The following is a 19,725-nucleotide window of genomic DNA, read 5'->3' as shown; positions in this document are numbered from 1 at the left end:
ATATGGCAAAATCGAAATATTACGTCGTCTGGGAAGGGAAAAAACCGGGGGTTTACGCGACCTGGGCGGAGTGCCAAACACAGGTGAACGGCTATGCGGACGCAAAATATAAATCGTACGAATCCCGCGCGGAAGCGGAAGCGGCGTTCAAAAGCGGCTGGAAGGGCAACTGGGGGCAGGGCAAATCTTCGGCTCCAAAAAACGCGGGCGGCGGGAAAAGCGGAGGCCGCGGACCTTCGCCGGCAGGCGAAGAAGAAATCGTCTACGACAGCATCTCGGTGGACGTCGGCACCCACGGCAATCCCGGCCCGGTCGAATACAAAGGCGTCGATACGAAAACGGGGGAAATCTTGTTTTACGTCGGACCGATCGAAAACGGAACGAATAATTTAGGCGAATTTATCGCCATTGTGCACGCTTTGGCCTATTTGAAAAAGCTCGGCAGCAACAAAACCGTGTACACCGATTCCAAAACCGCCCTGGCTTGGGTCCGAAACAAAAAGCCCGCGACGACGCTGGCCCGAACCGAATCGACGCGCAAAATTTGGGAGCTGACCGACCGTGCGGTGCAGTGGCTCGAAAACAACCGGTACGAAAACAAAATTTTGAAGTGGAACACGGAAAAATGGGGGGAAATCAAGGCGGATTTCGGACGGAAGTAGTCCGAGGCATGCTATGCATGCGGACAAGCCGGCTCCGGGGATCGAGCCTGAAGGCGAGGGTTCTTCGGCATCAACCGTTTCGAATGGATGCCCCACGAGCAAACCGAAGAGCCGTTCCAAGGTCAAAGCGACCTTGAGGACGGCTCTTTGTCGTTGCCGGTGACACATCTCGAGCGGACGGAATGCGTGTTGGGCCGGAAACCCCGGCGTTACTTAGGTTCCCCGTATTCCAGCACGACCATCTGATGGCATTCCAGTTCAGGGATGACGTACCTCAGCCGTTCTCCGTCCTGCTGGAACTCGAGCGGCGTCATTTGCGGCGCCAAATAAACGCGGCGGACTTGTTCCGGAATGCGCAGCTCCATGGATACGTGGTATACCGGCAGAATGTCCTCGATTACTTCTACGCCCTGTCCCCGTTTTACCGGCGACGCGTACAGCGTATGCTGCACGTAGCGGGATTTCGAAGCCTGCTTCTGCAGGGTGACGGTGCCCTGGGCTGTCAGGGAAGTGCGCAGCGTAGGCTGCGGCAGCAGGCGGCCGAGCGCGTACAGAACGGTCTCTCTCAGCACAAGGCTTCCCTTTGCGGCGTAATCTTCGAAGACGTTCCAGGCGATATAGATGCCGTTGTTGCTTTCGACCATGCCCGGCCCGCCGTCATGGCCGCTGCTTGGCGTATGCTGATGGGAGCAGAACGTAAACGCGTCCCGGTTAAAATAAGGATCTTCCCTTCGCCCAAGCTCGGTTCCGGATTCGGTCAGCCCGACGCGCTGGCCTTCGGAATAAAAAACGAATGACGCTTCGCCCAAGCTCGCGAGCGGGTGGAGCGGGCGGTAATAATCCGGACGGTATGGATTCGCTCCGATATGGCGAACGCCCAAATCCAGCGCAAAACCGTCCCGGTCGGCGCTTAGGCCCGATTCCCCCGTCGCCAGCAGCCGTCCGCCTTGCGCGAGGTAGGCCGACAGCTTGGCATGCAGCGGCTCATCGATGCGGATGTGGTCCGGCAAAATAAGGACCGGATAGGCGTCAAAATCGCTTTCCAGGTCCACCACGTCAAAAAGAATGTTCCCTTCGGACAACATCCGAACGGCTCCCGCATCGGCCTGACCGGTAAAGCTGTCATGCCCTCCGCTTGCCGCATGCGCGCCGGCGGCTTCGACGGAAAGCAGAGCCACGTCGGCGACATTTTGGGCATCCCGGCACCATGCTTCTTTTGCTTCGACCTCCTCATAGGCGCTGCCGATGAGCCGGTAAGTCGCTTCGTCCATGCGCCCCAGCGGATGGAGCTGGTCCCCGATGGAGCAAGCCGCTCCGTGCGCAAGGCTGAGCGCCGTTTCGTAACGGAGCGCGTTCGGATGTTTATATCCGCCGAATTCGCCCCAGGTCGTATGGAATTTTCCGGTCATCCCGAGGAAAGGCATCCCAAGCGGCTGCGCGTAACGCGCCGACAGCGGGAAATGGTCGTAACCCCAGCCGCCGGTCGGCAGGGATTCAAGCTCGAGATGGGTGTTCATCCCGGCCAGGTCGCGGCGTCCGCGCCGGATATGGCCGCCATTGTGGAACACCGGCAAGCCCGGTTGATGGGCGTCGACCGTCTCCCGAACGCGCCGGGTATAGTTCGCGTAGGTTCGCTCCCATAACGGCATCATGCTCTCCGTATCGCGCGGATCGATTCCTTCGGCGCGCGCTTCGGCGACGCAGCTTGCGCAGTAGCAATCCCTCACGCCGACGATGTCCAGAAAAATGCCGTCCGCATCGTAGTTTCGGACGACTTCGGCGATTTGGGAGAGCAGAATGTCCAGATAAGGGGTGTTCAGGCAAAGCAGATGGTAGCCGGGCGTGAACAGATCCCCGCCGCCGCCGTGGCGCGGGCGCACCCACCATTCCGGATGGCTTGCGGCGAGCCGTTCGTCGAAGCCGGCGGACAAATAGACGGGAGTGTTGACGCCGATCTCGTGGGCGGCTTCGATCATCGACCCGAGAAGGTCAAAAGACAGCCCCGGATGGATTTGGTTCGCTTCGGAAGGGTGGTAGGCCCATCCGTGATGGCATTTGGAAAAAACGGTGATGGAATCCACATGCCCAAGCTTCAGCATCTGCTGAAATTGTCCTTTTTCAAATTGGCTGCCGATCGAGTCGATCGCTTCCGACGTATGGAAATCGAGATGTACCTGGCGAAAACGCATCGCAAAACGTCCTCCTTGTTTACCTGAAAGTAGTTTCTTTCCTAAAGGTAACGAAAACAAAGGCGGCGGACTACGCGAAATAGCGACTTTATATCGCACGATATCGACCTTCAAGCCGTGACCGGAACCAAGAGGGATGCTAATATAGAACAGAATGGTTCCGTTTTCAAGCTTTTGCCGGTTGCGGTGGCTTAAAACGATATCGATGAAACAGGGGAGGGGATGGGATGGAATGCCTGGAGCTTGCGATTCCGCCGCTGCCGTCGCTGGTGACCGTCGGACATGCGATGTGGGTGCCGGGGAACTGCCATTTTGAAAGGTCGTTTGATGTGTATGACGTCATTTTTGTGAAAAGCGGCGCCATGTATATGCGGGAGGATCGGGTGGAGTACGCCATCGGCGGGGGGCAAATGCTTGTGCTGGAGCCGGGCAAAACCCATGCCGGCAGCGCCCCCTGCACGGAAGAAACCGAGGTGTATTGGGTGCATTTCAAACACCCCGCAGCGCTGCGCAAGCTGGACGCCAAGGAGATTCCGTGGTCTGCCGTCCTGCCGCAAGGCCGGGACAGCGATACGAGGCCGGCCGACCAGACGATGTATCTTCCGAAGCATGGCGACATCCCCTTCGGTAAGCTGCTGCCTGTCCTCGGCCAAATGGTGAAGCTGAACGCGCAGCTGTCCGTGGAGCATTCGCTGCAGCTGCAAACGTTGTTCTGCGAGCTGCTCGAGACGCTTCAGACGGAAGCGAAAGCAAGGCAGGCGTCGCGTTCGTCCGCGTTGGCGAAGGAAACGGTCCTGTATTTGCAAAACCATTGGAGCGAACCCTTCCATTCCAAAAGCATGGAAGAGGCGCTGCATTTTCAATTCGACCATATTACGCGCTGCATGAAAAAGCATACGGGCATGACGCCGCTTCAATACGTGCATCATCTCCGCATCTCCCATGCGGTGACGCTGCTGGCCCAGACGACCCTGTCCGTGCAGGAAATCGCCGAACGGGTCGGCATCCCGAATGCCAGCTTTTTCGGCAGGCTGTTTCGGGAGCGCATGGGCATCACGCCCGGACAATACCGGATCCAAAGGCAGCGCCAATTATAAAATGCGGCCGTCATGGCTGCGGCCGGACGTCTATCATGCGCGGCATCAGGCAGCGGAAAAATTGCGCGCCATGCGGAAGGCGAGCCGTAAAAAGCGTAAAAAGCCCAGTCCTCCTGGAATCGGCGGAACCGTTCCGGCCGAACATCATAGATCCGCGGCTACGCGGAAGCCCATATTGCCCGTCGAGCTGTCCGGCGTGTTGCCGCTTCGGGCCGCCACGCGGTAACGGTTGCAGTAGGAATGATGGCAAAGATAAGAGCCTCCTTTAAGCACGCGGGCTTCTCCCTCCGCGGGCCCTTCCGGCCGCTCCGCCGAACCGCGCCGGGCCGGATCGCGCGTGAACCAGTCGGCGCACCATTCCCAGACGTTGCCGGAGACGTTATACAGCCCATAGCCGTTCGGCTGGTAAGCGTCTACCGGCGCCGTGCCCAGATAGCCGTCGCTGGCATGGTTTTTCGTCGGGAAAACCCCCTGCCAGATATTGCACCGATGCTCCCCGTTCGGACGAAGCACGTCGCCCCACGGGTAGCGTTTGCCCTCCAGTCCACCGCGGGCCGCCGTCTCCCATTCGATTTCAGTCGGCAGGCGGACGCCGGCCCATTCGCAGTAAGCCTTGGCGTCGTTCCATGAGACATGCACGACCGGATGGTTCATCCGGTCCGCGATGCCGCTTCCCGGCCCCTCCGGCGTTTTCCAGCAGGCGCCCTCGACCCCGTGCCACCACGGCGTCTGCTGAGGCGAGCCGACGATGGCGACTTTACCGGGATCGGCAATCAGCAGATGAAATACGTACGACCAGCCGAATTTCTCCGCGTCCGTCACATAGCCCGTGCTGTCGACAAAGGCCGTAAAGTCGGCATTGGTCACGGCATACGGCGACATGCGGAACGATTTGACGCGCACCCGTCTGGCAGGCCCTTCGGCATCGGAAGGAAAACCTTCCTGATCGTCGGTGCCCAGCAAATAGTCGCCTTCCGGAATAACGGGCCACGAAGAAGGATCGGGCCGCAAGGTTTTCGCCGCCGAATCGTTCGCCGGGTTAGAGGCTGCTGCGGTTCGCGTTTCAGCTTGCTTGCTTTCCTGCTCCCTATGCGGCGTACCGCATCCGGAAGAAGCGGCGGCGGCACTTCGTTTGGCCGCGCAGCAGGGAGAAGGCTGGTGTTCTTGCGGTTCGCGATGGGGATGGTCGGATAATCCGAACGTGGATTCGGCTGACATGGCGAAAACTCCTCTCTCGGTACAAAGTGAATGGAACGTCCTTAAACGGTCAATTGATTCAGCATCATCAGCGCGGCTCCAATGGCGATCGCTTCGTCGCCGTACGTGCCCCTGCTGAAAATAACCTGGTATTTCGGATAATGATAGGTTTTGCGGATGGCCGTTTGGGTGGCCGTATAGAAAAACAAATTGGATTCGGTCATCAGGGGCCCGCCCAAAATGACTTTTTCCGGATTCAAAATATTCAGCAAATTCGCGAGGCCGATGCCGAAATACGCCGCCGCTTGCGTGACGGTTTCCGTCACCATCGGGTCCATCCGGTTTAATGCCTGCATGATGTCCTCGTATTTGGCCGGCTCCCCCGGCGGCAGCCATTGCCGCAAAACGCTGCCGCGGCCGATCCGCAGCTTCGAGTTGACCTCGCGTTCAATGGCATAAACCGACGCGTACGAATCGAGCGCCCCGTAGTTGCCCTGCGGCGTGCGGTAAGGGTGGCCGTCCGCCTGGATGATCATTTGGCCGAAAGAGCCCTCCATATCGACGGCGCCGTGAATGAGCTTGTTGTCCGTCATCATGCCGAGGCGAAGCCCCGTTCCGGCGTGAACGTACAGCATATGGCGGAAATTTTTGGTTCGGTTCGCCCAGGATTCCGCGATCAGCGCCGTGTTGGCGCCGTTATCCAGGAGGACGGGGAAGCCAAGCCGCTCCTCCAGCATCCGCACGATCGGCACATGGTTCCAGCCCGGAGCGGCAAACCATTCGGGATCCTCAATGATTCCGTCCTCCCTGTTCAGCGGCCCGACGGCGCCTACGCCCATGCCGATGATCCGGTCCCAAGCGATGTGATGCTTGTCTATCCACTCGCCGGCTTGCGCGGCCACCTGCTTCAGGAGCGCCTCGGGCGTCGTCTCTTCCGTCATGCGCCATTCTTTGGCATCGGTTTTGTTTCCGGCGAGATCAAGCAGCACAAGCCGGGAGGACACCCGTGAAATATCGAGTCCGAACGAGTAGCCGTAACCGCCGTTTACCCGGTAAAGGATCGGGCGCCGTCCGCCGGTGGAGGCTCCGAGACCGCTTTCAGTGATCACTCCGATCGAGACAAGCTCATCCAGAACGCGCGTTAATGTGCTGACCGTGAGCCCGCTTGAAGCCAGCAAATCGTTTTTGGCGATTTCCTGCATGCGGCGGATGTCCCGGAACAGTTCCTTCGCTTTGGGCGAAGGGATACGGTTCGCCGCATCGATTCGTTGCTTCTTGTCGTTAGGCATAAATAACAATCCCCACTATTCCTGAAACGATAATCATAGCCAGCGGATGCACGCGGAAACGGATCATAGCGATCAGGGCGGCGATAAAAATGGCAATGCTGGCAAACGTGCTCACCGAAAAACCGGCGATAAAACCGGAATGAATCGTCATCGTGTAAGCGGCATAGGCAATCAAGGCGATCACGGCCGGTTTCATGCCGTTCAGCGCCGCCTGCACCCATTGATTATCATACACACGGTAAAAAACCGTAGCAACAAGGAACATGATGATGGCGGAAGGCAGCACGATCCCGATCGACGCGATCAGGCTGCCCATCCATCCGCCGGCGGCATAGCCGACGTACACGGCGCTGTTCATCGCCACCGGTCCCGGCGCCATGCCGGAGACGGCAATCGCTTCCGTAAATTGCTCCGCCGTCATCCAGCCTTCCTTCAGCGCGGCGTGCTCAATGACCGGCAGCATGGCGTAACCGCCCCCGAAGGACATAAATCCAATCTTAAAAAAAGTCCAAAATAGCTCCAGCAGCATGTTTTTTCCTCTTCTCTGTCCGAAAATTACAAGGAACGGCGTTCGCCCTTTTCCGGCTTGGCTTTGGACGATTGGCTGAACGGGGCAGCGGCTTTGGCCGCCAACCCGATCACGATGCCAATACCCAGGGCCAAAAGGGGCGAAATGGGGAAGAACAGAAGCAAAACGAGGCAGGTGGCGGCGACCGCCCAGGCCAAGGAATGGTTCAGCGCCTGTTTGCGCATGCGGACCGCCGCATATACGATCAAGGCGACAACGGTAGGTTTGATGCCGTGCAGCGCCGCCTGCACGTAGCGGTTTTGGCTGAAGCCCGCGGCCGCCCCGCACAGGATCAGCATGATGACGATGGTCGGCAGGGTAATGCCGGCAACGGCCGCAAGCAGTCCCGGTATGCCTGCGACACGGTAGCCGACAAGAGCGGCCACGTTGACTCCGATGCCGCCGGGGGCCGCGCCGGAAAGAGCGGTAATTTCGCTCATCTCCTTGGAGCCGAGCCATCCGCGACGCTCCGTGACTTCTTTGTCGATCGCCGGCAGGATGGCGTAACCTCCTCCGAAGGTGGTGGGTCCTATTTTCAAAAATGAAGCGAACAGCTTTCCGCTTAGGCGAAGCTGGCTTTCCCGGCTGGCTTTCATGATCGGATTTCCTTCTTTCTTTGTCGTCCTGCGATGTTGACTTCAGTATATCGCACTTTATTTCTTTTTGGAATAAAGAAAAGTCCCGTTTCTGCTGTGAGCCGGAAAATATCACTTTCGCATCGTTTAGATAGTAGGGGATTTATTTACTTTTTCTCAAAATGGAGGTTAAATGGAATTGATAGCGGTTGCAATTTTATGATTCATTTTTGATTTCTGATTTCATGGGAGGGAATTGGCTTGAGTCGGAAAAAACCGAATGTTTTGCTCATTACCGTGGATCAAATGCGTTACGATTGCCTAAGCATTGCCGGGCATCCGGTCGTGGAGACGCCGAATCTGGATGAACTGGCCCGTACCGGAGTCCGATACGACCGGGCCTATTCCGCGACGCCATCCTGCATCCCGGCGCGGGCGGCGATTTTCACCGGGAAGTCGCAAGCGGGTCACGGGCGTGTCGGTTACCAGGACCGCGTGCCGTGGAATTACGATCACACGCTGCCGGAGGAATTTGCGAAGGCCGGATACCACACGCAATGCGTCGGCAAAATGCATGTGTACCCCGCAAGAAACCTGATGGGTTTTCACAACGTCGTATTGCATGACGGCTATTTGCATCATAACCGGAATAAATACAGCATCCCGGTCAGCGAGCATTATGACGAAGTGGACGATTATTTGCAATGGCTGCGCCGGCAGGAACCCGGGGCGGACCTGACCGATTTGGGACTGGACTGCAACGCCTCGGCGGTGGCCCGCCCGTGGCACCTCCCGGAAAAGCTCCATCCGACCAATTGGGTCGTCACCGAATCGATCGACTTCCTGCGCCGCCGCGATCCCGGCAAACCGTTTTTTCTGTGGATGTCCTTCGTACGGCCCCATTCGCCGCTTGATCCGCCGCAGGCTTACCTGGATATGTACGAGGATGCGGAGATCCCCGATCCGCCGATCGGCGATTGGGCGATGACGAACGATCCCGGTTTGGAAGGATACAGTCCGACGGCAAGCAGAGGCATCGTTCCGAAACGGCGCCTTAAAAAAGCGACGGCGGCTTATTATGCGCTTATTACGCATATCGACCATCAAATCGGCCGCTTTATGCAGGTGCTGGCGGAATACGGCGAGCTGAACGATACGGTCATCCTGTTTACGTCGGACCACGGGGAGCTCATGGGCGACCATCATCTATTCCGCAAATCGCTGCCTTATGAAGGAAGCGCGCGGGTGCCGTTTATCGTAAACGATCCGGGAAACCGGCTTGGTCTGCAGCGGGGTAAAGTGGTGCAGGAGGTCGTGGAGATGCGGGACATTATGCCGACCTTGCTTCATGCGGCGGGTGTTCCCGTCCCCGATTCGGTGGATGGGGACAGCGTGCTGAAGCTGGCTGCCCGTACCGAGGTGCAAAATGCCGCCTGGCGGACCTATTTGCACGGCGAGCATTCGCAGGGCAACCAGTCCAACCACTGGGTAACGGACGGCAAGGAAAAATACGTCTGGTTTTCCCAAACCGGCGAGGAGCAGTTTTTTCTGCTCGGCGAAGATCCGCAGGAACTGCATAATGCGGTGCAGGATGAAGATTGCCAGGACCGTGTGCGCCATTGGAGGTCGGTTCTGATTAAGGAATTGAAGGAACGCGAAGAGGGATATTCGGACGGCGAGCGGCTGATCGTCGGCCGTAAGCCGCTGGCGGTGCTTTCGCATATCCGCGCGTAGCCGAAAAGGCAGCTGTTATGCCCAGACCGGTCCCGCCGCCGCTTTCGGCACCGCAACTCAAGCCGTTGACGGCTTCCGGCAAAACCCAATCCCTCATGACCCCAACGGCAGGCGGGATGCATTCGCGGACAAGCAAGACTTGGCTTTGAAGGCATAAAAAAGAGCCCTGATTTCCGTCCATCCGGAAACGGCAGGGCTCTTGCCTTTGGCGCATTTATGCGTTGGGCGCCGCAGATGCTTTATTTGGCGCGGATTTCGAGCACTTCATACTGGATCACGCCCATCGGTGCCGACACGCTGACGACGTCGCCGACGGCTTTGCCGATCAGCTCTTTGCCGAGCGGGCTTTCATAAGAGATTTTGTTGTTTTGGACATCGGCCTCCGCCGGACTGACGATCCGGTATTCCACGATCTCCTTGAACTCCTGATCGTTCAGCTTGACGTAGGAGCCCACGTTGACGACCGAAGCGTCGATGCTTTTGACGACCCGGGCTTTGGTCAGCATTTTCTCCAGCATCAAAATCCGGGTTTCCATGAAGGATTGTTCGTCCTTGGCGGAATGGTATTCGCTGTTTTCCTTCAGGTCGCCGTAACTGATCGCCACTTTGAGCCGCTCCGCAAGCTCTTTGCGTTTTACGGTTTTCAGCTCCTCAAGCTCTGCTTTCAGTTCTTCCAAACCTTCGGGCGTCAAAATGATTTCTTCGTTTTCGTTGGACATATCGCAACACCTCTTTCCTAAATTGTACACGAAATGCGGGCTAAAACGAAATATCCGGAAAATTATCGTTATAACCAAACTTTCTTGCCGGTGCGGCACGGTTTCCCTTTATACTTCACATAGAAGGGAGCTTGCGAAAAACATCCCGTATTTAAGGAGGAATGCATTCTGCAAACGATGTTTAAATACAACTGGGCCGTACGCGAGGAATGGTTGAAGTGGTGCGAAGAAATTAGCGAAGCCGAGCTGCTAGCAAAGCGCGCCGGCGGCGTCGGCGGGATCCTGCACACGCTGTTTCACGTCATCGACGTGGAGTGGAGCTGGATCCGCTCACTGCAGGGCAAAAGCGACTTCGATGAAAGCTTCGACAACTATCGGAGCATCCGGCGGGTCCGCGAGCTGGAGGACGTTTTCCGCCCCGAAGTGGAAGCGTTCGTGCTGAACTGGAACGACGGCTTGGAGGACTTGGTGTACCGCGACATCGGCGGGGACGGCAAAGAACGGGTCCTTACGTGGGGAGAAGTCATGCGGCATATGATCGCCCATGAAATCCACCATATCGGCCAACTTTCGGTATGGTCGCGCGAAATCGGCAGAAAACCCGTGTCGGCCAACCTAATCGGGCGCGGCCTGGCTTCAGGCATCACCGGCTGAATTCAGCTGCCCCCCGCCTTTGTGCTATACTGTTCCTGACGCTGTTCCGCTTCGAATCCGGGCAGCATAAGGAGGCGGATGAGGTACTATGGATGCTCCGATTCATTTGATCGAATATGAAATCGCTTTGCTGGTGCGGCTTACGACGGCCCATAGCCCGAAGCTCGGAAGTCTTGACCGCTCAGAATATCTTTTGCTGAGCGAGCTGGAAAAATACAGCCCCCTGGCCATCAACGCGCTCGCCGATCAGCTGCTGCTGAATTTGTCCACGGCGAGCCGCCAGGTGGCTGCGCTTGAAGGAAAGCGTTATATCCGGCGTTATCCGGATACGAACAACGGCAGGATCAGCTTGGTGGAAATAACGTCTGAAGGACGGGACATTCTGCGCAAGGTGCAACAAGCGCGTTACGATGCCTATGCGGATATGCTTTCCGATTGGTCTCCCGCGGAACTGGAGCAGCTGCGGGACAATTTGACCCGGCTGAACCGGGATTTCAAAGCGTGGAATAAATGACGCTTATCAACGAACCGCCCGGAAACGTTCGCAGCCGGGGCGGTTTTTGGCATGGGAGGATGGAAGAGATGTTGGAAATCTTGAAATATCCGATTATACAAGCGCCCATGGCAGGCGGAGTATCGACCCCAACCTTGGCGGCGGCTGTGTCGAACGCCGGGGGGATGGGTTTTCTGGCCGGGGGTTACAAAACGGTCGAAGGGCTGGAAAAAGACATCAAGGAGCTTCGCGGACAAACCGCGGCCGCTTTCGGCGTCAACCTGTTTGTGCCCGGCCCGGATACCGCGGATCAACAGGCTGTGGAAGCATATCGCGCAGAGCTTCTGAAAGAAGCGGAAAAGCTGAACGTTTCCTTGGGCGCGCCAGTCTATGACGACGATGCCTATCCAGGCAAAATCGAATTGGTTCGGGCGGAGCGGGTTCCCGTCGTCAGCTTTACGTTCGGGTGCCCTGCCAGGGAAGTCGTGCAAACGCTTCAGGAAGGCGGAAGCAAAGTGGTCGTGACGGTTACGAGCGCGGAGGAAGCGGCCGCGGCGCTGGATGCGGGCGCCGACGCGTTATGCGTGCAAGGGGCCGAAGCCGGCGGCCATCGGGGAACTTTTTCGAACGCGCCGGAGCCGCAGGAAGATTACGGCCTGCTGGTGCTGCTCCGGCTCGTCCGAAAGATGACGGATGTTCCGCTGATTGCGGCCGGAGGCATCATGGACGGAGCGGCGATCCGGGCGGTCCTTGCCGCGGGCGCAAACGCGGCGCAGCTGGGGACGGCGTTTCTTTTATGCCCGGAAAGCGGAACGAACCCCGCATACCGGCAGGCATTAACGGATCCGGGATTTACGTCGACCCGCATTACGCGCGCGTTTACGGGCAGGAAGGCGAGAGGGCTCGTGAACCGGTTCATGGAAACCTATGACGCGCTGGCCCCGGCCGCGTACCCTCACGTGCATCACCTGACGCAGCAGCTCCGAAAGGAAGCCGCGGCGCGCGGAAGTGCCGAATGGATGTCGCTTTGGGCCGGCCAAGGCTACCGGATGGCGCGGGCCGTTCCCGCAGCACAGCTTATCCGGGAACTGATGTCAGAATTTCAAGGAAGTCAAAGCTGATCAAGGATGCCGCCTGCGGGCGGTTTTTTTAATCTAAAGCACTTACCCCTTCCGACATCCCCCCTCAAAGCACCTTGACTCGGTATCGAATCCCTGGGGCCCTGTTTTGCAGGGGGATTTTCGCCTTCCCATGAAAAAAATGACTATTGCATGTTCAAAAATATATATTGTATAATACAACTTGCTGTTTGCAACATATAATCTTTTCAGGAAGAAATCGCGCAGCCATGGGATCATTACACGAAAGGAGGAGTCTGATGAAATTATCGTCAGGCCGTCTAGCTGCCGTCTCCGAATCGGTCAAAATGCCGCTGCCGTCGTACCTGATCATTTCGATTTTGACGATCTTTGCGATCGGTCCGCAGTATTTTATCAATCTGTCTTACATTATGAATCAGGTCATTATCCAGAACGGCCTCGATCTCAGTTCAAACGATCTCCTGCTCCCCTCCACCTTGTCCAACATCGCCTTTGCTCTTGGCGTTCCTTTGGGCCCTGTATTTACCCGGAAATGGGGGCTGCGGAGCAACTATCTCCTGTTTGTCGCGATATTTTTCGCCGGCTCCGTGGTCAACGTGTTTGCAGGGGATTCGGTTTCCTTGACGATCGGGAGAACTATACAGGGGTTAAGCGCGGGTTGTTTGTTCTTGACCGTTTTGCCCGTCAGTTTAAAGTCGTTCCCCAATAAAATCCGCAACTTCTTTCTGCTCATGGTTATTATCGGATTGTTCGGGGCAAGCGCGGTCGGCGCCATCTTCGGCTCCGTATCGCTCACCGTCGGCGCGTGGCGTTGGCTGTTTATTTTGAATATCGTCTCGGCGGTGCTGTGCCTGATGGTCGGCTTTATCGGATTGCCGCACGGGAAGGAAGAACATGAGACGCAGCCTGTCGGCAAGTTCAACCTGTTCCTGCTTGCCGCGCTGATGCTTTCGCTGACGGTGCCGCTGTGCAATTTGGTAGAGAAAGGCTTTGCTTCGCTGTACGTTTGGCCGTTTTTGGCCGTTGCAGGCATGCTTCTGGTTCTGTTTATCATCATGGATCTCAAATCCCCGGCGCCGCTTGTTCCGTTCCGAACGCTGAAGGCGCCAAAACCCGTGTCAGGCACCGTGATGGCGATCGCCTCGCATGTCTGCCTCATTTTGGCGATTGCGGGGATCAACGGCTTTTTGCGGAATAACCTGAACCTGCCGTACCGGTATCTCGTTCATTTTTACATCTGGTTTTTTGTCGGCATCGTGGTGACGGCCGTTTTGAAAACATTGCTGTTTGACCGTCTGGGCGCCGGGATTCTCGGCTTGGCCGGTTCGTTGGCCGTCATTTACGTCAGCCTGCAGTGGCGCGGCATGGGGCCGGAAATTTCCTTGAACGCGTTGTATTTCCAAATTGCGCTGCTCGGGGCCGGCGTCAGCATGGTGCTTGTCGGCGGAGCGCTGGGGACGGCTCTAGCTGGTGATATCCACCAAGCCTCAATGAGATCGGTCACGCTGCATTCGATCCGCAATTTCGCCGGGGCGGTCGTGACGCCGCTGCTGGGGTGGTATTTAACGCGGCAGAACGCCGTCAATTATGAAGAAATCCGCAGCCGTCTCGGTTTGTTTGGCGGCGAGGCCAAATCGGAAATCGCAGGAATGACCCGCGGCCTCATCAATGAAGGGCTTCCAGCGGCCCAGGCCCAAAGCATGGCCTCCTATGAACTGATCGTTCATACGAAAAGGGCGGCGATTTTGGGCGCTTATCACCATCTGTTTACGATCATGGCCTGCGTGGGCGTGATCATGCTGCTGGCCTCGGTAGGGAAAATCGTCACCGGCAAAGGCAGATCGCTTGTGCAAAAAGAAAAGCGGCTGATGATGCCGAAACCTGAATCAGCCGATCTGGCGCCAAGCGCCATACACTTTACGAAATAAGGAGAAACGATCGATATGATTAGCCGTACCCGAGTAATCATCGCCAATGTTGTGGGCGTGCTCGTCATCTGCTTTTTTATAGCGGCAGGCGCCTACTTTTATTACGAAAAAACCAACTTCATCAAAACGGAGGACGCCGTCGTGGCTGCCGACATGATGCCCGTCGTTGCTCCCGCCCAAGGCGTGCTGACCAGCTGGAACCTTCAGGAGGGAACCGACGTCAGCGACAAAAACATCGTCGGCGGCGTGTCAGACGGCACGAAGGTCGTCCCGATCAGCTCCCGGATGAAGGGCAAAATCATTAAAAACGACGCGCATGCGGGCGTGCCGGTGCAAGCCGGCCAGGTGCTGGCGCAGGAAGCGGACATGGATCATTTGTACGTCATCGCCAACATCCAAGAAACCCGGCTGAAGGACGTTCGCATCGGCCAAAGCGTGGACGTTACGGTCGACGGGGACCCGGACGCCACCTTCGAAGGCGAGGTCAAATCGATCGGATATGCGACCAATTCCGTATTTTCCGTCCTTCCGCAGCAAAGTTCGACAGGCAGCTACACGAAAGTGACGCAAAAGATTCCCGTCAAAATCACGATCAACCAGGCGTCGTCCAAGGTGCTGCCCGGCATGAACGCCGAAGTGAAAATCTCGCTGTAACGATTCAAGAACCTTGCGTTTCCATAGGGAAATGCAGGGCTCTTTTTGCTTCAATCTCCGACATACCAGTGGAAATCACCGAAAGAATCGGGGTATGATAGGAGGAAAGCGATAGAGAGGATTTTGCAGAAATCCCGAAGCAAGTCAGAATTTAACGGAAAATAAGGGGTTTGCGATGAAAAACGTGCTCGTAACGGGATACCGCGCGCATGAGCTGAACATCTTCGGGCAAAAGCACCCGGGAATCGCGTACATTCAAAAAGCCGTCACCGCCAAGCTTGTTCAGCTGGCCGAGGAAGGGCTGGAATGGGTGATTTCGCCCGGTCAATACGGGGTCGATTTATGGGCCTGCGAGGCGGCGATTGCCTTGAAGCGGCAGTACCCCGACCTGAGAGTTGCCATCATCACGGCTTTTGAGCATCCCGAAGAGAACTGGAAGGAAGACAAAAAAGAGTACTACAACCGGATTTTGCAGGGAATCGATTATTATGGGGCGGTCAGCCGCCAGCCTTACAGCGGGCCGTGGCAGTTTAGGGCCAGGGACGATCTGCTGTTCCGCAAAACCGACGGCATCCTTCTCGTATACGACGAGGAAACGGGTGAAGGCAGCAGCGCCAGGTTCTACAAGGAACGCGCATTGAAGCTGCAGCAGGAAGAAGGTTACGGCTACCTTAGCATTGGCACCGAAGATATTCAAAGCCTGGCGGATGAGGAAGCATCCGGCTGGGACGATGCGGCGGGACAGGAGATGGGTGAAGGCTGAGGGCTGCAAACGGTATTTCATTTCATGCAATATCCTGATATATGGGGAAAGGAATGATTGGATTGATCCGATTCGGAACGATTGGCACCAACTGGATTACGGAACGTTTTCTGCATGCGGCACTTGAGAATGACGATTTCGAGCTGAAAGCGGTGTATTCCCGCACGGAGGAAAAGGGGCGCGAATTCGCGGCCCAGTTCGGCGAACCCAAGGTGTATACCGATTTGAACGAGATGGCTTCAAGCGATGAGATCGACGCCGTGTATATTGCCAGCCCGAATTCGCTTCATGCGGAGCAGGCGATTTTGTTCATGAACCACCACAAACATGTGCTGTGCGAAAAACCGCTCGCCTCGAACAGCGGCGAGGTGCGGAAAATGATCGCGGCGGCCGAGGCCAACGGCGTGGTGCTGATGGAAGCGATGAAATCCACGCTGATGCCGAACTTCAGAATCATGAAAGAAAATCTGTATAAAATCGGCCAGGTGCGCCGTTATTTTGCCGGCTACTGCCAATACTCCTCGCGTTACGACGCGTTTAAGCAGGGCACGGTGCTGAATGCGTTCAATCCGGAATTTTCGAACGGGGCGCTGATGGATTTGGGCATTTACTGCATTTATCCGCTCGTGTCCCTATTCGGCAAACCGGATTCGGTCAAGGCGTTCGGCATCATGCTCTCTTCGGGCGTGGACGGGGAAGGCAGCGTCATTATGCGTTATCCGGAAATGGATGCGGTCGTCATGTATTCGAAAATATCCGATTCTTTCCTGCCCGCCGAAATTCAAGGGGAAAACGGGACGATGGTCATCGACCGGATCAACCAGCCGTACGACGTGAAAATTCAGTACCGGGACGGCAGCGTGGAAGAATTGACCCAGCAGCAAATCCATGAATCGATGTATTACGAACTGGAGGAATTTATTCGCATGATTCGCCGCGGCAAGCGCTGCAGCAAAATCAATTCGCACGAAACGTCGCTTGCGGTCGCCGAGGTGATGGAGGAAGCGCGTAAACAGATTGGACTGAAATACGCGGCGGACCCATGGTGATGTTCGATCCGACGATTTTCGAGAATCTTAAGGTGGCCCTTGAAAACCAATTGTACGATCTCGATAATATCGACGGCCTGATCCGGATCATCGGCCGCGACGACCGGCTTGAAATGTCCGTCATGTCCCGGGAGTTTGCCATCAGGTTCGAATTGGCGGGCAGACAAGAGGTTGTTGCCGAGATCGGGTTGGAGGCGTCCTTGGCCGATTTGTCCGCCGAGATTTTGGAGATTTCAGACGTGAGGCCGGGATGCAGGCTGAGGATCGGGTTCGGGATGAACGTGACGGAAGCCGAGACGGAATGCGCCGAAATCGAACGGATCTTAAAAACGATCTGGCCGGATATTCCGCTTGTTCAAACCTTAACCCGAGTATATGGGGATGAATGGAACGGCTGTCGGAACAAAGCCGAGCTGAGATTCAGGCGAAAAATCGACGAGGAACAGATGGGAGATTTGCCGGAGCTCATCGATTACGTGCTGAGGTCATTGAAGGAGCTTGGCGAACGCTTTTAACGGAAATAGAGCAGCATGTTAAGACGCACACACGGGAACGTTTTACGCTGAAGGTTCATATGTCATGGGAATCTATTAAAAAGGGTGGTTCCGTTATGCGATTAAAACCTTTGAAGCTTTTGGCCGGCGCGGCGGTTCTTGCGGCATCTTCCGCGATGCTGCTCAGCGTGCCCGGCACTGCGGGGATGGCGGCATCCTCCGCAGCGTCCGCGTCAAAGCAGGTTCAGCCTGCAAGCAAGCTTGTGTTTCGTTATAAAACGCCCTATTTTGCCGATCAGCTCACGAGCGCTTCCAGGTGGGAGGATCTAAAAGCAGCGGGATACGGGTTAACAGGGGAATCGGCAAATGTAAAACCGTCCGGAGCCGCAGGAAATTCGCCGGGCTCCGCTTCCGGAGATCTTGTTTTAACGGTTTCGAATGAGGAAGGCAGCCGCTGGATTCCCCGCTGGTATACGTCGGATGCGGCCAAGTCGATCGTCGATGTTTCGCCGTCATATGTCGCCGTCAAGCCCGATACCAAGCTTTCGCTCGCGCCGGGGAGCGGCTTGAAATGGGCCCCGCCCGAGCAGGGCATGAAGTTCGTTGCGCTGGCGGAGTGGAAGGATTGGACGGCCGTGATGGTCAGCCCCCAAGGATGGCATGGGGATGACCGGGTGTACAGACCCGTGCTGCTTTGGATGAACACGCAGGCGATCGCTTCGAAAAGCGCAATCGCGACCGGGATTTTAAGCGAAGATTCCGGCGTGCCGGATGAGCTTGCAAGGAACTTGACCGAATTTTTGCTCGAAAAGGGCGATAGCGCGGCCAATGTGCAGAAGCTGCTGGGCGCCCCTGACGTGAAGGAGCGGTCGGCCAATCTGGCGGAGCTGGGCGAACCGATGCGGCTGGGCATCACTTGGCGTTATGAACGTCCGCAGGCCCAGTTGGCGGTCGCCTTTTCCCCGGAAGGCAGGCTTGCCGCCTGGAAATGGATCCTTCCCGCCGACGGAAAGCTGGAACTCAACAGAACGGCGGGCAGCGATTACCGGTTTACATATGATTTTCGGACGATGCCCATTCCAGCGACGATTCAAGCCAAGCCGGCATGGAGAAACCAAGGGAACTTGAATTACGCCTACCTGATTGGCGCCACCGATCGGGTGCTGCTCGTCAACGGGGATGACGGCGGATTCAGCGGTATGCATTACGCGTCTTCCGTTTATGCCGTCGACCGGAGCACCGGGCAAAAGCTGTGGCAGGCGGACGCCGGATTCGGGATGTTCGGCGTTTCGCTGGACGCCTCCCGCAATACGGCGGCGGTATTTACGGAATATGATCCCGCGAAGAAAAAGTACGAAGCCCGCATTCGCGAGTTTCGGCTGCAGGATGGACGTATTTTATGGGAAAAGCAGCTGCCGAAGGAACGCCAGATTCGGATGTTTGCAGCCAAAGGCGCCATCCTTTTACAGCAAACGCTTGCTTCGAAACCGGCTTCCGAAGTGTTGAGCGTGCTCGACCGAACAACGGGCAAACAGCGCTGGAACAGGACGCTGAAAAGCAATCAGCAAATCCTCGAAACCGACGCGGAAGATCCGTATATCTTGCTGCAGGATGGCGTGAAGCTGACGGCGCTGGATCCGCTGAACGGGAAAGAGCGGTGGAGCGTGACCGGCGCCGGTCCGGCCAAGGAAGACCCCCAGTGGAATCCTTATACCACCTACGGCAATATCCGCCTGCCGCTGCAGCACGACATCAGCCGGTGGTTCCTGGCGGGCAGCGAATGGATGCTGCTGAACGGGGATAACGGGCAGGTCTTTGCCAGATTCCCTTGGCATCCGCAGGAGCGTTTCGAAACGACCAACGATTCCAGATATATTTTGGTGCAGCGCTCCGAAAAGGCGGACGACTTCGATCCTTCCAAGATCGAGGAAACGATGCTGTACGACGTTGTCCTAAAGCGCAGCCTCTGGACGCTGCCGGGCAAGGCGGTAAACGGTACGGTCGACGGAAACCGGTTGTACGCGGTGCTGAACGGGCGGCCGGCAGCCGTCGATCTCGAAAAGGGGACGCTTCTTTGGCAGATGCCCGTCACCTCCCTTGAGTCTGCAAGCCCGTATACGATGGACGAAATGGCCAAAACCCGTTTTGCCGTTCTATCGCGTTACCTTCTGATCGGGTATGGTTCGGATCTGCTTGTGCTGCGGAAGGAAGACGGCGGCGTGGCGGGCCGGCTGCATGACCTGCAGTTCGATTTCGCCGAAACCCATTACCGGAGAGGCATCGAAGGACTGCTGAATATGAGTCCCGGCGGCGACATCTATATTGGTTCCTCCAACGGCGGATTTGCGCGGTATCATAAGGCGGATCTTGAACGATTGCTGGATGGGACGGGTCGGGCGCCGGAACGCCGGTAAAATGAAAGGCCCTGCGTTTCTGATATTATCCCCTTTGAGTAGACAAGTGCTAAGAAAGCGCACTAAAGTTTACTTGGAGGGGATTTTTTCATGGGTGAAATTCGGAAGACATATTCCGTTGAGTTTAAGCAAAAGGCTGTTCAGAT

The 19,725-nt window shown here is 56.7% G+C and carries 18 protein-coding genes; 12 read left to right on the top strand and 6 right to left on the bottom strand.

All coding sequences use genetic code 11. The features are described 5' to 3' along the window. Positions 1–2: 2 nt before the first annotated feature. Complete coding sequence (rnhA, locus tag RJP21_RS30550; RefSeq protein WP_310862555.1) at positions 3–662, top strand: ribonuclease H; 660 nt, start codon at positions 3–5, stop codon at positions 660–662. 209 nt (positions 663–871) lie between these two features. Here rnhA and RJP21_RS30545 read toward each other — a convergent pair whose 3' ends face one another. Then, positions 872–2,851 carry a beta-galactosidase trimerization domain-containing protein gene (locus RJP21_RS30545; protein WP_310862554.1) on the bottom strand — a complete coding sequence of 660 codons (1,980 nt, stop codon included), beginning with the start codon at positions 2,849–2,851 and terminating at the stop codon, positions 872–874. A gap of 227 nt (positions 2,852–3,078) precedes the next feature. On the opposite strand from RJP21_RS30545, the gene RJP21_RS30540 reads away from it, so the two are divergent. Next, entirely contained in the window at positions 3,079–3,948 is an 870-nt protein-coding gene (locus RJP21_RS30540; RefSeq protein ID WP_310862553.1) for an AraC family transcriptional regulator, read from the top strand. A 144-nt stretch (positions 3,949–4,092) separates the two neighbouring features. Here RJP21_RS30540 and RJP21_RS30535 read toward each other — a convergent pair whose 3' ends face one another. From RJP21_RS30535 to RJP21_RS30520, 4 genes are read right to left on the bottom strand one after another with little or no spacing between them, the layout of a single operon-like run. Then, positions 4,093–5,166, bottom strand: coding sequence for a formylglycine-generating enzyme family protein (locus RJP21_RS30535; protein ID WP_310862552.1), 1,074 nt, complete (start codon positions 5,164–5,166; stop codon positions 4,093–4,095). A gap of 41 nt (positions 5,167–5,207) precedes the next feature. Then, a complete protein-coding gene (locus RJP21_RS30530; RefSeq protein WP_310862551.1) occupies positions 5,208–6,434 on the bottom strand; it encodes an ROK family protein in 1,227 nt (408 codons plus the stop codon). Further along, positions 6,427–6,963 carry a chromate transporter gene (locus RJP21_RS30525; protein WP_310862550.1) on the bottom strand — a complete coding sequence of 179 codons (537 nt, stop codon included), beginning with the start codon at positions 6,961–6,963 and terminating at the stop codon, positions 6,427–6,429. The genes RJP21_RS30530 and RJP21_RS30525 overlap by 8 nt, the downstream gene beginning before the upstream one ends. 26 nt (positions 6,964–6,989) lie before the next feature. Beyond that, positions 6,990–7,598: a chromate transporter gene (locus RJP21_RS30520; protein WP_160045539.1), complete on the bottom strand. Its 609-nt coding sequence runs from the start codon at positions 7,596–7,598 to the stop codon at positions 6,990–6,992. 240 nt (positions 7,599–7,838) lie between these two features. Here RJP21_RS30520 and RJP21_RS30515 point away from each other — a divergent pair, with 240 nt between their 5' ends. Beyond that, on the top strand, positions 7,839–9,311 hold the full coding sequence (locus RJP21_RS30515) for an arylsulfatase (protein ID WP_483874810.1): 1,473 nt from the start codon (positions 7,839–7,841) through the stop codon (positions 9,309–9,311). Between the two features lie 239 nt (positions 9,312–9,550). Here the strand turns inward: RJP21_RS30515 and greA are convergent, their stop codons facing one another. Further along, positions 9,551–10,030 carry a transcription elongation factor GreA gene (gene greA, locus RJP21_RS30510; protein WP_160045540.1) on the bottom strand — a complete coding sequence of 160 codons (480 nt, stop codon included), beginning with the start codon at positions 10,028–10,030 and terminating at the stop codon, positions 9,551–9,553. Between the two features lie 168 nt (positions 10,031–10,198). Between greA and RJP21_RS30505 the strand changes: the two genes are divergently transcribed. From RJP21_RS30505 to RJP21_RS30465, 9 genes are all read left to right on the top strand, one after another. Then, positions 10,199–10,684 carry a DinB family protein gene (locus RJP21_RS30505; RefSeq protein ID WP_160045551.1) on the top strand — a complete coding sequence of 162 codons (486 nt, stop codon included), beginning with the start codon at positions 10,199–10,201 and terminating at the stop codon, positions 10,682–10,684. An 88-nt stretch (positions 10,685–10,772) separates the two neighbouring features. Then, positions 10,773–11,198 carry a MarR family winged helix-turn-helix transcriptional regulator gene (locus RJP21_RS30500; RefSeq protein WP_310862549.1) on the top strand — a complete coding sequence of 142 codons (426 nt, stop codon included), beginning with the start codon at positions 10,773–10,775 and terminating at the stop codon, positions 11,196–11,198. A 68-nt stretch (positions 11,199–11,266) separates the two neighbouring features. After that, positions 11,267–12,298 carry a nitronate monooxygenase gene (locus RJP21_RS30495; RefSeq protein WP_310862548.1) on the top strand — a complete coding sequence of 344 codons (1,032 nt, stop codon included), beginning with the start codon at positions 11,267–11,269 and terminating at the stop codon, positions 12,296–12,298. Between the two features lie 257 nt (positions 12,299–12,555). Beyond that, positions 12,556–14,205: an MFS transporter gene (locus RJP21_RS30490; protein ID WP_310862547.1), complete on the top strand. Its 1,650-nt coding sequence runs from the start codon at positions 12,556–12,558 to the stop codon at positions 14,203–14,205. An 18-nt stretch (positions 14,206–14,223) separates the two neighbouring features. After that, complete coding sequence (locus RJP21_RS30485; protein ID WP_310862566.1) at positions 14,224–14,859, top strand: HlyD family secretion protein; 636 nt, start codon at positions 14,224–14,226, stop codon at positions 14,857–14,859. 175 nt (positions 14,860–15,034) lie between these two features. Next, positions 15,035–15,622, top strand: coding sequence for an SLOG family protein (locus RJP21_RS30480; RefSeq protein ID WP_310862546.1), 588 nt, complete (start codon positions 15,035–15,037; stop codon positions 15,620–15,622). A 53-nt stretch (positions 15,623–15,675) separates the two neighbouring features. Beyond that, a complete protein-coding gene (locus RJP21_RS30475) occupies positions 15,676–16,671 on the top strand; it encodes a Gfo/Idh/MocA family protein (protein ID WP_160045544.1) in 996 nt (331 codons plus the stop codon). After that, positions 16,671–17,186 (top strand): hypothetical protein, encoded by a 516-nt coding sequence (locus RJP21_RS30470; protein ID WP_310862565.1) that lies wholly within the window; start codon positions 16,671–16,673, stop codon positions 17,184–17,186. The genes RJP21_RS30475 and RJP21_RS30470 overlap by 1 nt, the downstream gene beginning before the upstream one ends. 95 nt (positions 17,187–17,281) lie before the next feature. After that, positions 17,282–19,579 carry an outer membrane protein assembly factor BamB family protein gene (locus tag RJP21_RS30465; protein ID WP_310862545.1) on the top strand — a complete coding sequence of 766 codons (2,298 nt, stop codon included), beginning with the start codon at positions 17,282–17,284 and terminating at the stop codon, positions 19,577–19,579. The last annotated feature ends 146 nt before the right edge of the window (positions 19,580–19,725 follow it).

Source organism: Paenibacillus sp. VCA1 (genome assembly GCF_031583795.1).
Classification (GTDB): Bacteria; Bacillota; Bacilli; order Paenibacillales; family Paenibacillaceae; genus Paenibacillus_AQ; species Paenibacillus_AQ albilobatus.
Note: the sequence above shows the minus strand (reverse complement) of the source record. Positions and strands in the feature narration are given on the sequence as shown.

Bases quoted from the DNA above. Each gene is read 5' to 3' on its own strand.
- RJP21_RS30525 (WP_310862550.1), bottom strand. From the start codon at position 6,963: ATGCTGCTGGAGCTATTTTGGACTTTTTTTAAGATTGGATTTATGTCC.
- RJP21_RS30520 (WP_160045539.1), bottom strand. From the start codon at position 7,598: ATGAAAGCCAGCCGGGAAAGCCAGCTTCGCCTAAGCGGAAAGCTGTTC.
- RJP21_RS30475 (WP_160045544.1), top strand. From the start codon at position 15,676: ATGATTGGATTGATCCGATTCGGAACGATTGGCACCAACTGGATTACG.
- RJP21_RS30540 (WP_310862553.1), top strand. From the start codon at position 3,079: ATGGAATGCCTGGAGCTTGCGATTCCGCCGCTGCCGTCGCTGGTGACC.
- RJP21_RS30495 (WP_310862548.1), top strand. From the start codon at position 11,267: ATGTTGGAAATCTTGAAATATCCGATTATACAAGCGCCCATGGCAGGC.
- RJP21_RS30530 (WP_310862551.1), bottom strand. From the start codon at position 6,434: ATGCCTAACGACAAGAAGCAACGAATCGATGCGGCGAACCGTATCCCT.
- RJP21_RS30545 (WP_310862554.1), bottom strand. From the start codon at position 2,851: ATGCGTTTTCGCCAGGTACATCTCGATTTCCATACGTCGGAAGCGATC.
- RJP21_RS30500 (WP_310862549.1), top strand. From the start codon at position 10,773: ATGGATGCTCCGATTCATTTGATCGAATATGAAATCGCTTTGCTGGTG.
- rnhA (WP_310862555.1), top strand. From the start codon at position 3: ATGGCAAAATCGAAATATTACGTCGTCTGGGAAGGGAAAAAACCGGGG.
- RJP21_RS30470 (WP_310862565.1), top strand. From the start codon at position 16,671: ATGTTCGATCCGACGATTTTCGAGAATCTTAAGGTGGCCCTTGAAAAC.
- RJP21_RS30465 (WP_310862545.1), top strand. From the start codon at position 17,282: ATGCGATTAAAACCTTTGAAGCTTTTGGCCGGCGCGGCGGTTCTTGCG.
- RJP21_RS30480 (WP_310862546.1), top strand. From the start codon at position 15,035: ATGAAAAACGTGCTCGTAACGGGATACCGCGCGCATGAGCTGAACATC.
- greA (WP_160045540.1), bottom strand. From the start codon at position 10,030: ATGTCCAACGAAAACGAAGAAATCATTTTGACGCCCGAAGGTTTGGAA.
- RJP21_RS30490 (WP_310862547.1), top strand. From the start codon at position 12,556: ATGAAATTATCGTCAGGCCGTCTAGCTGCCGTCTCCGAATCGGTCAAA.
- RJP21_RS30535 (WP_310862552.1), bottom strand. From the start codon at position 5,166: ATGTCAGCCGAATCCACGTTCGGATTATCCGACCATCCCCATCGCGAA.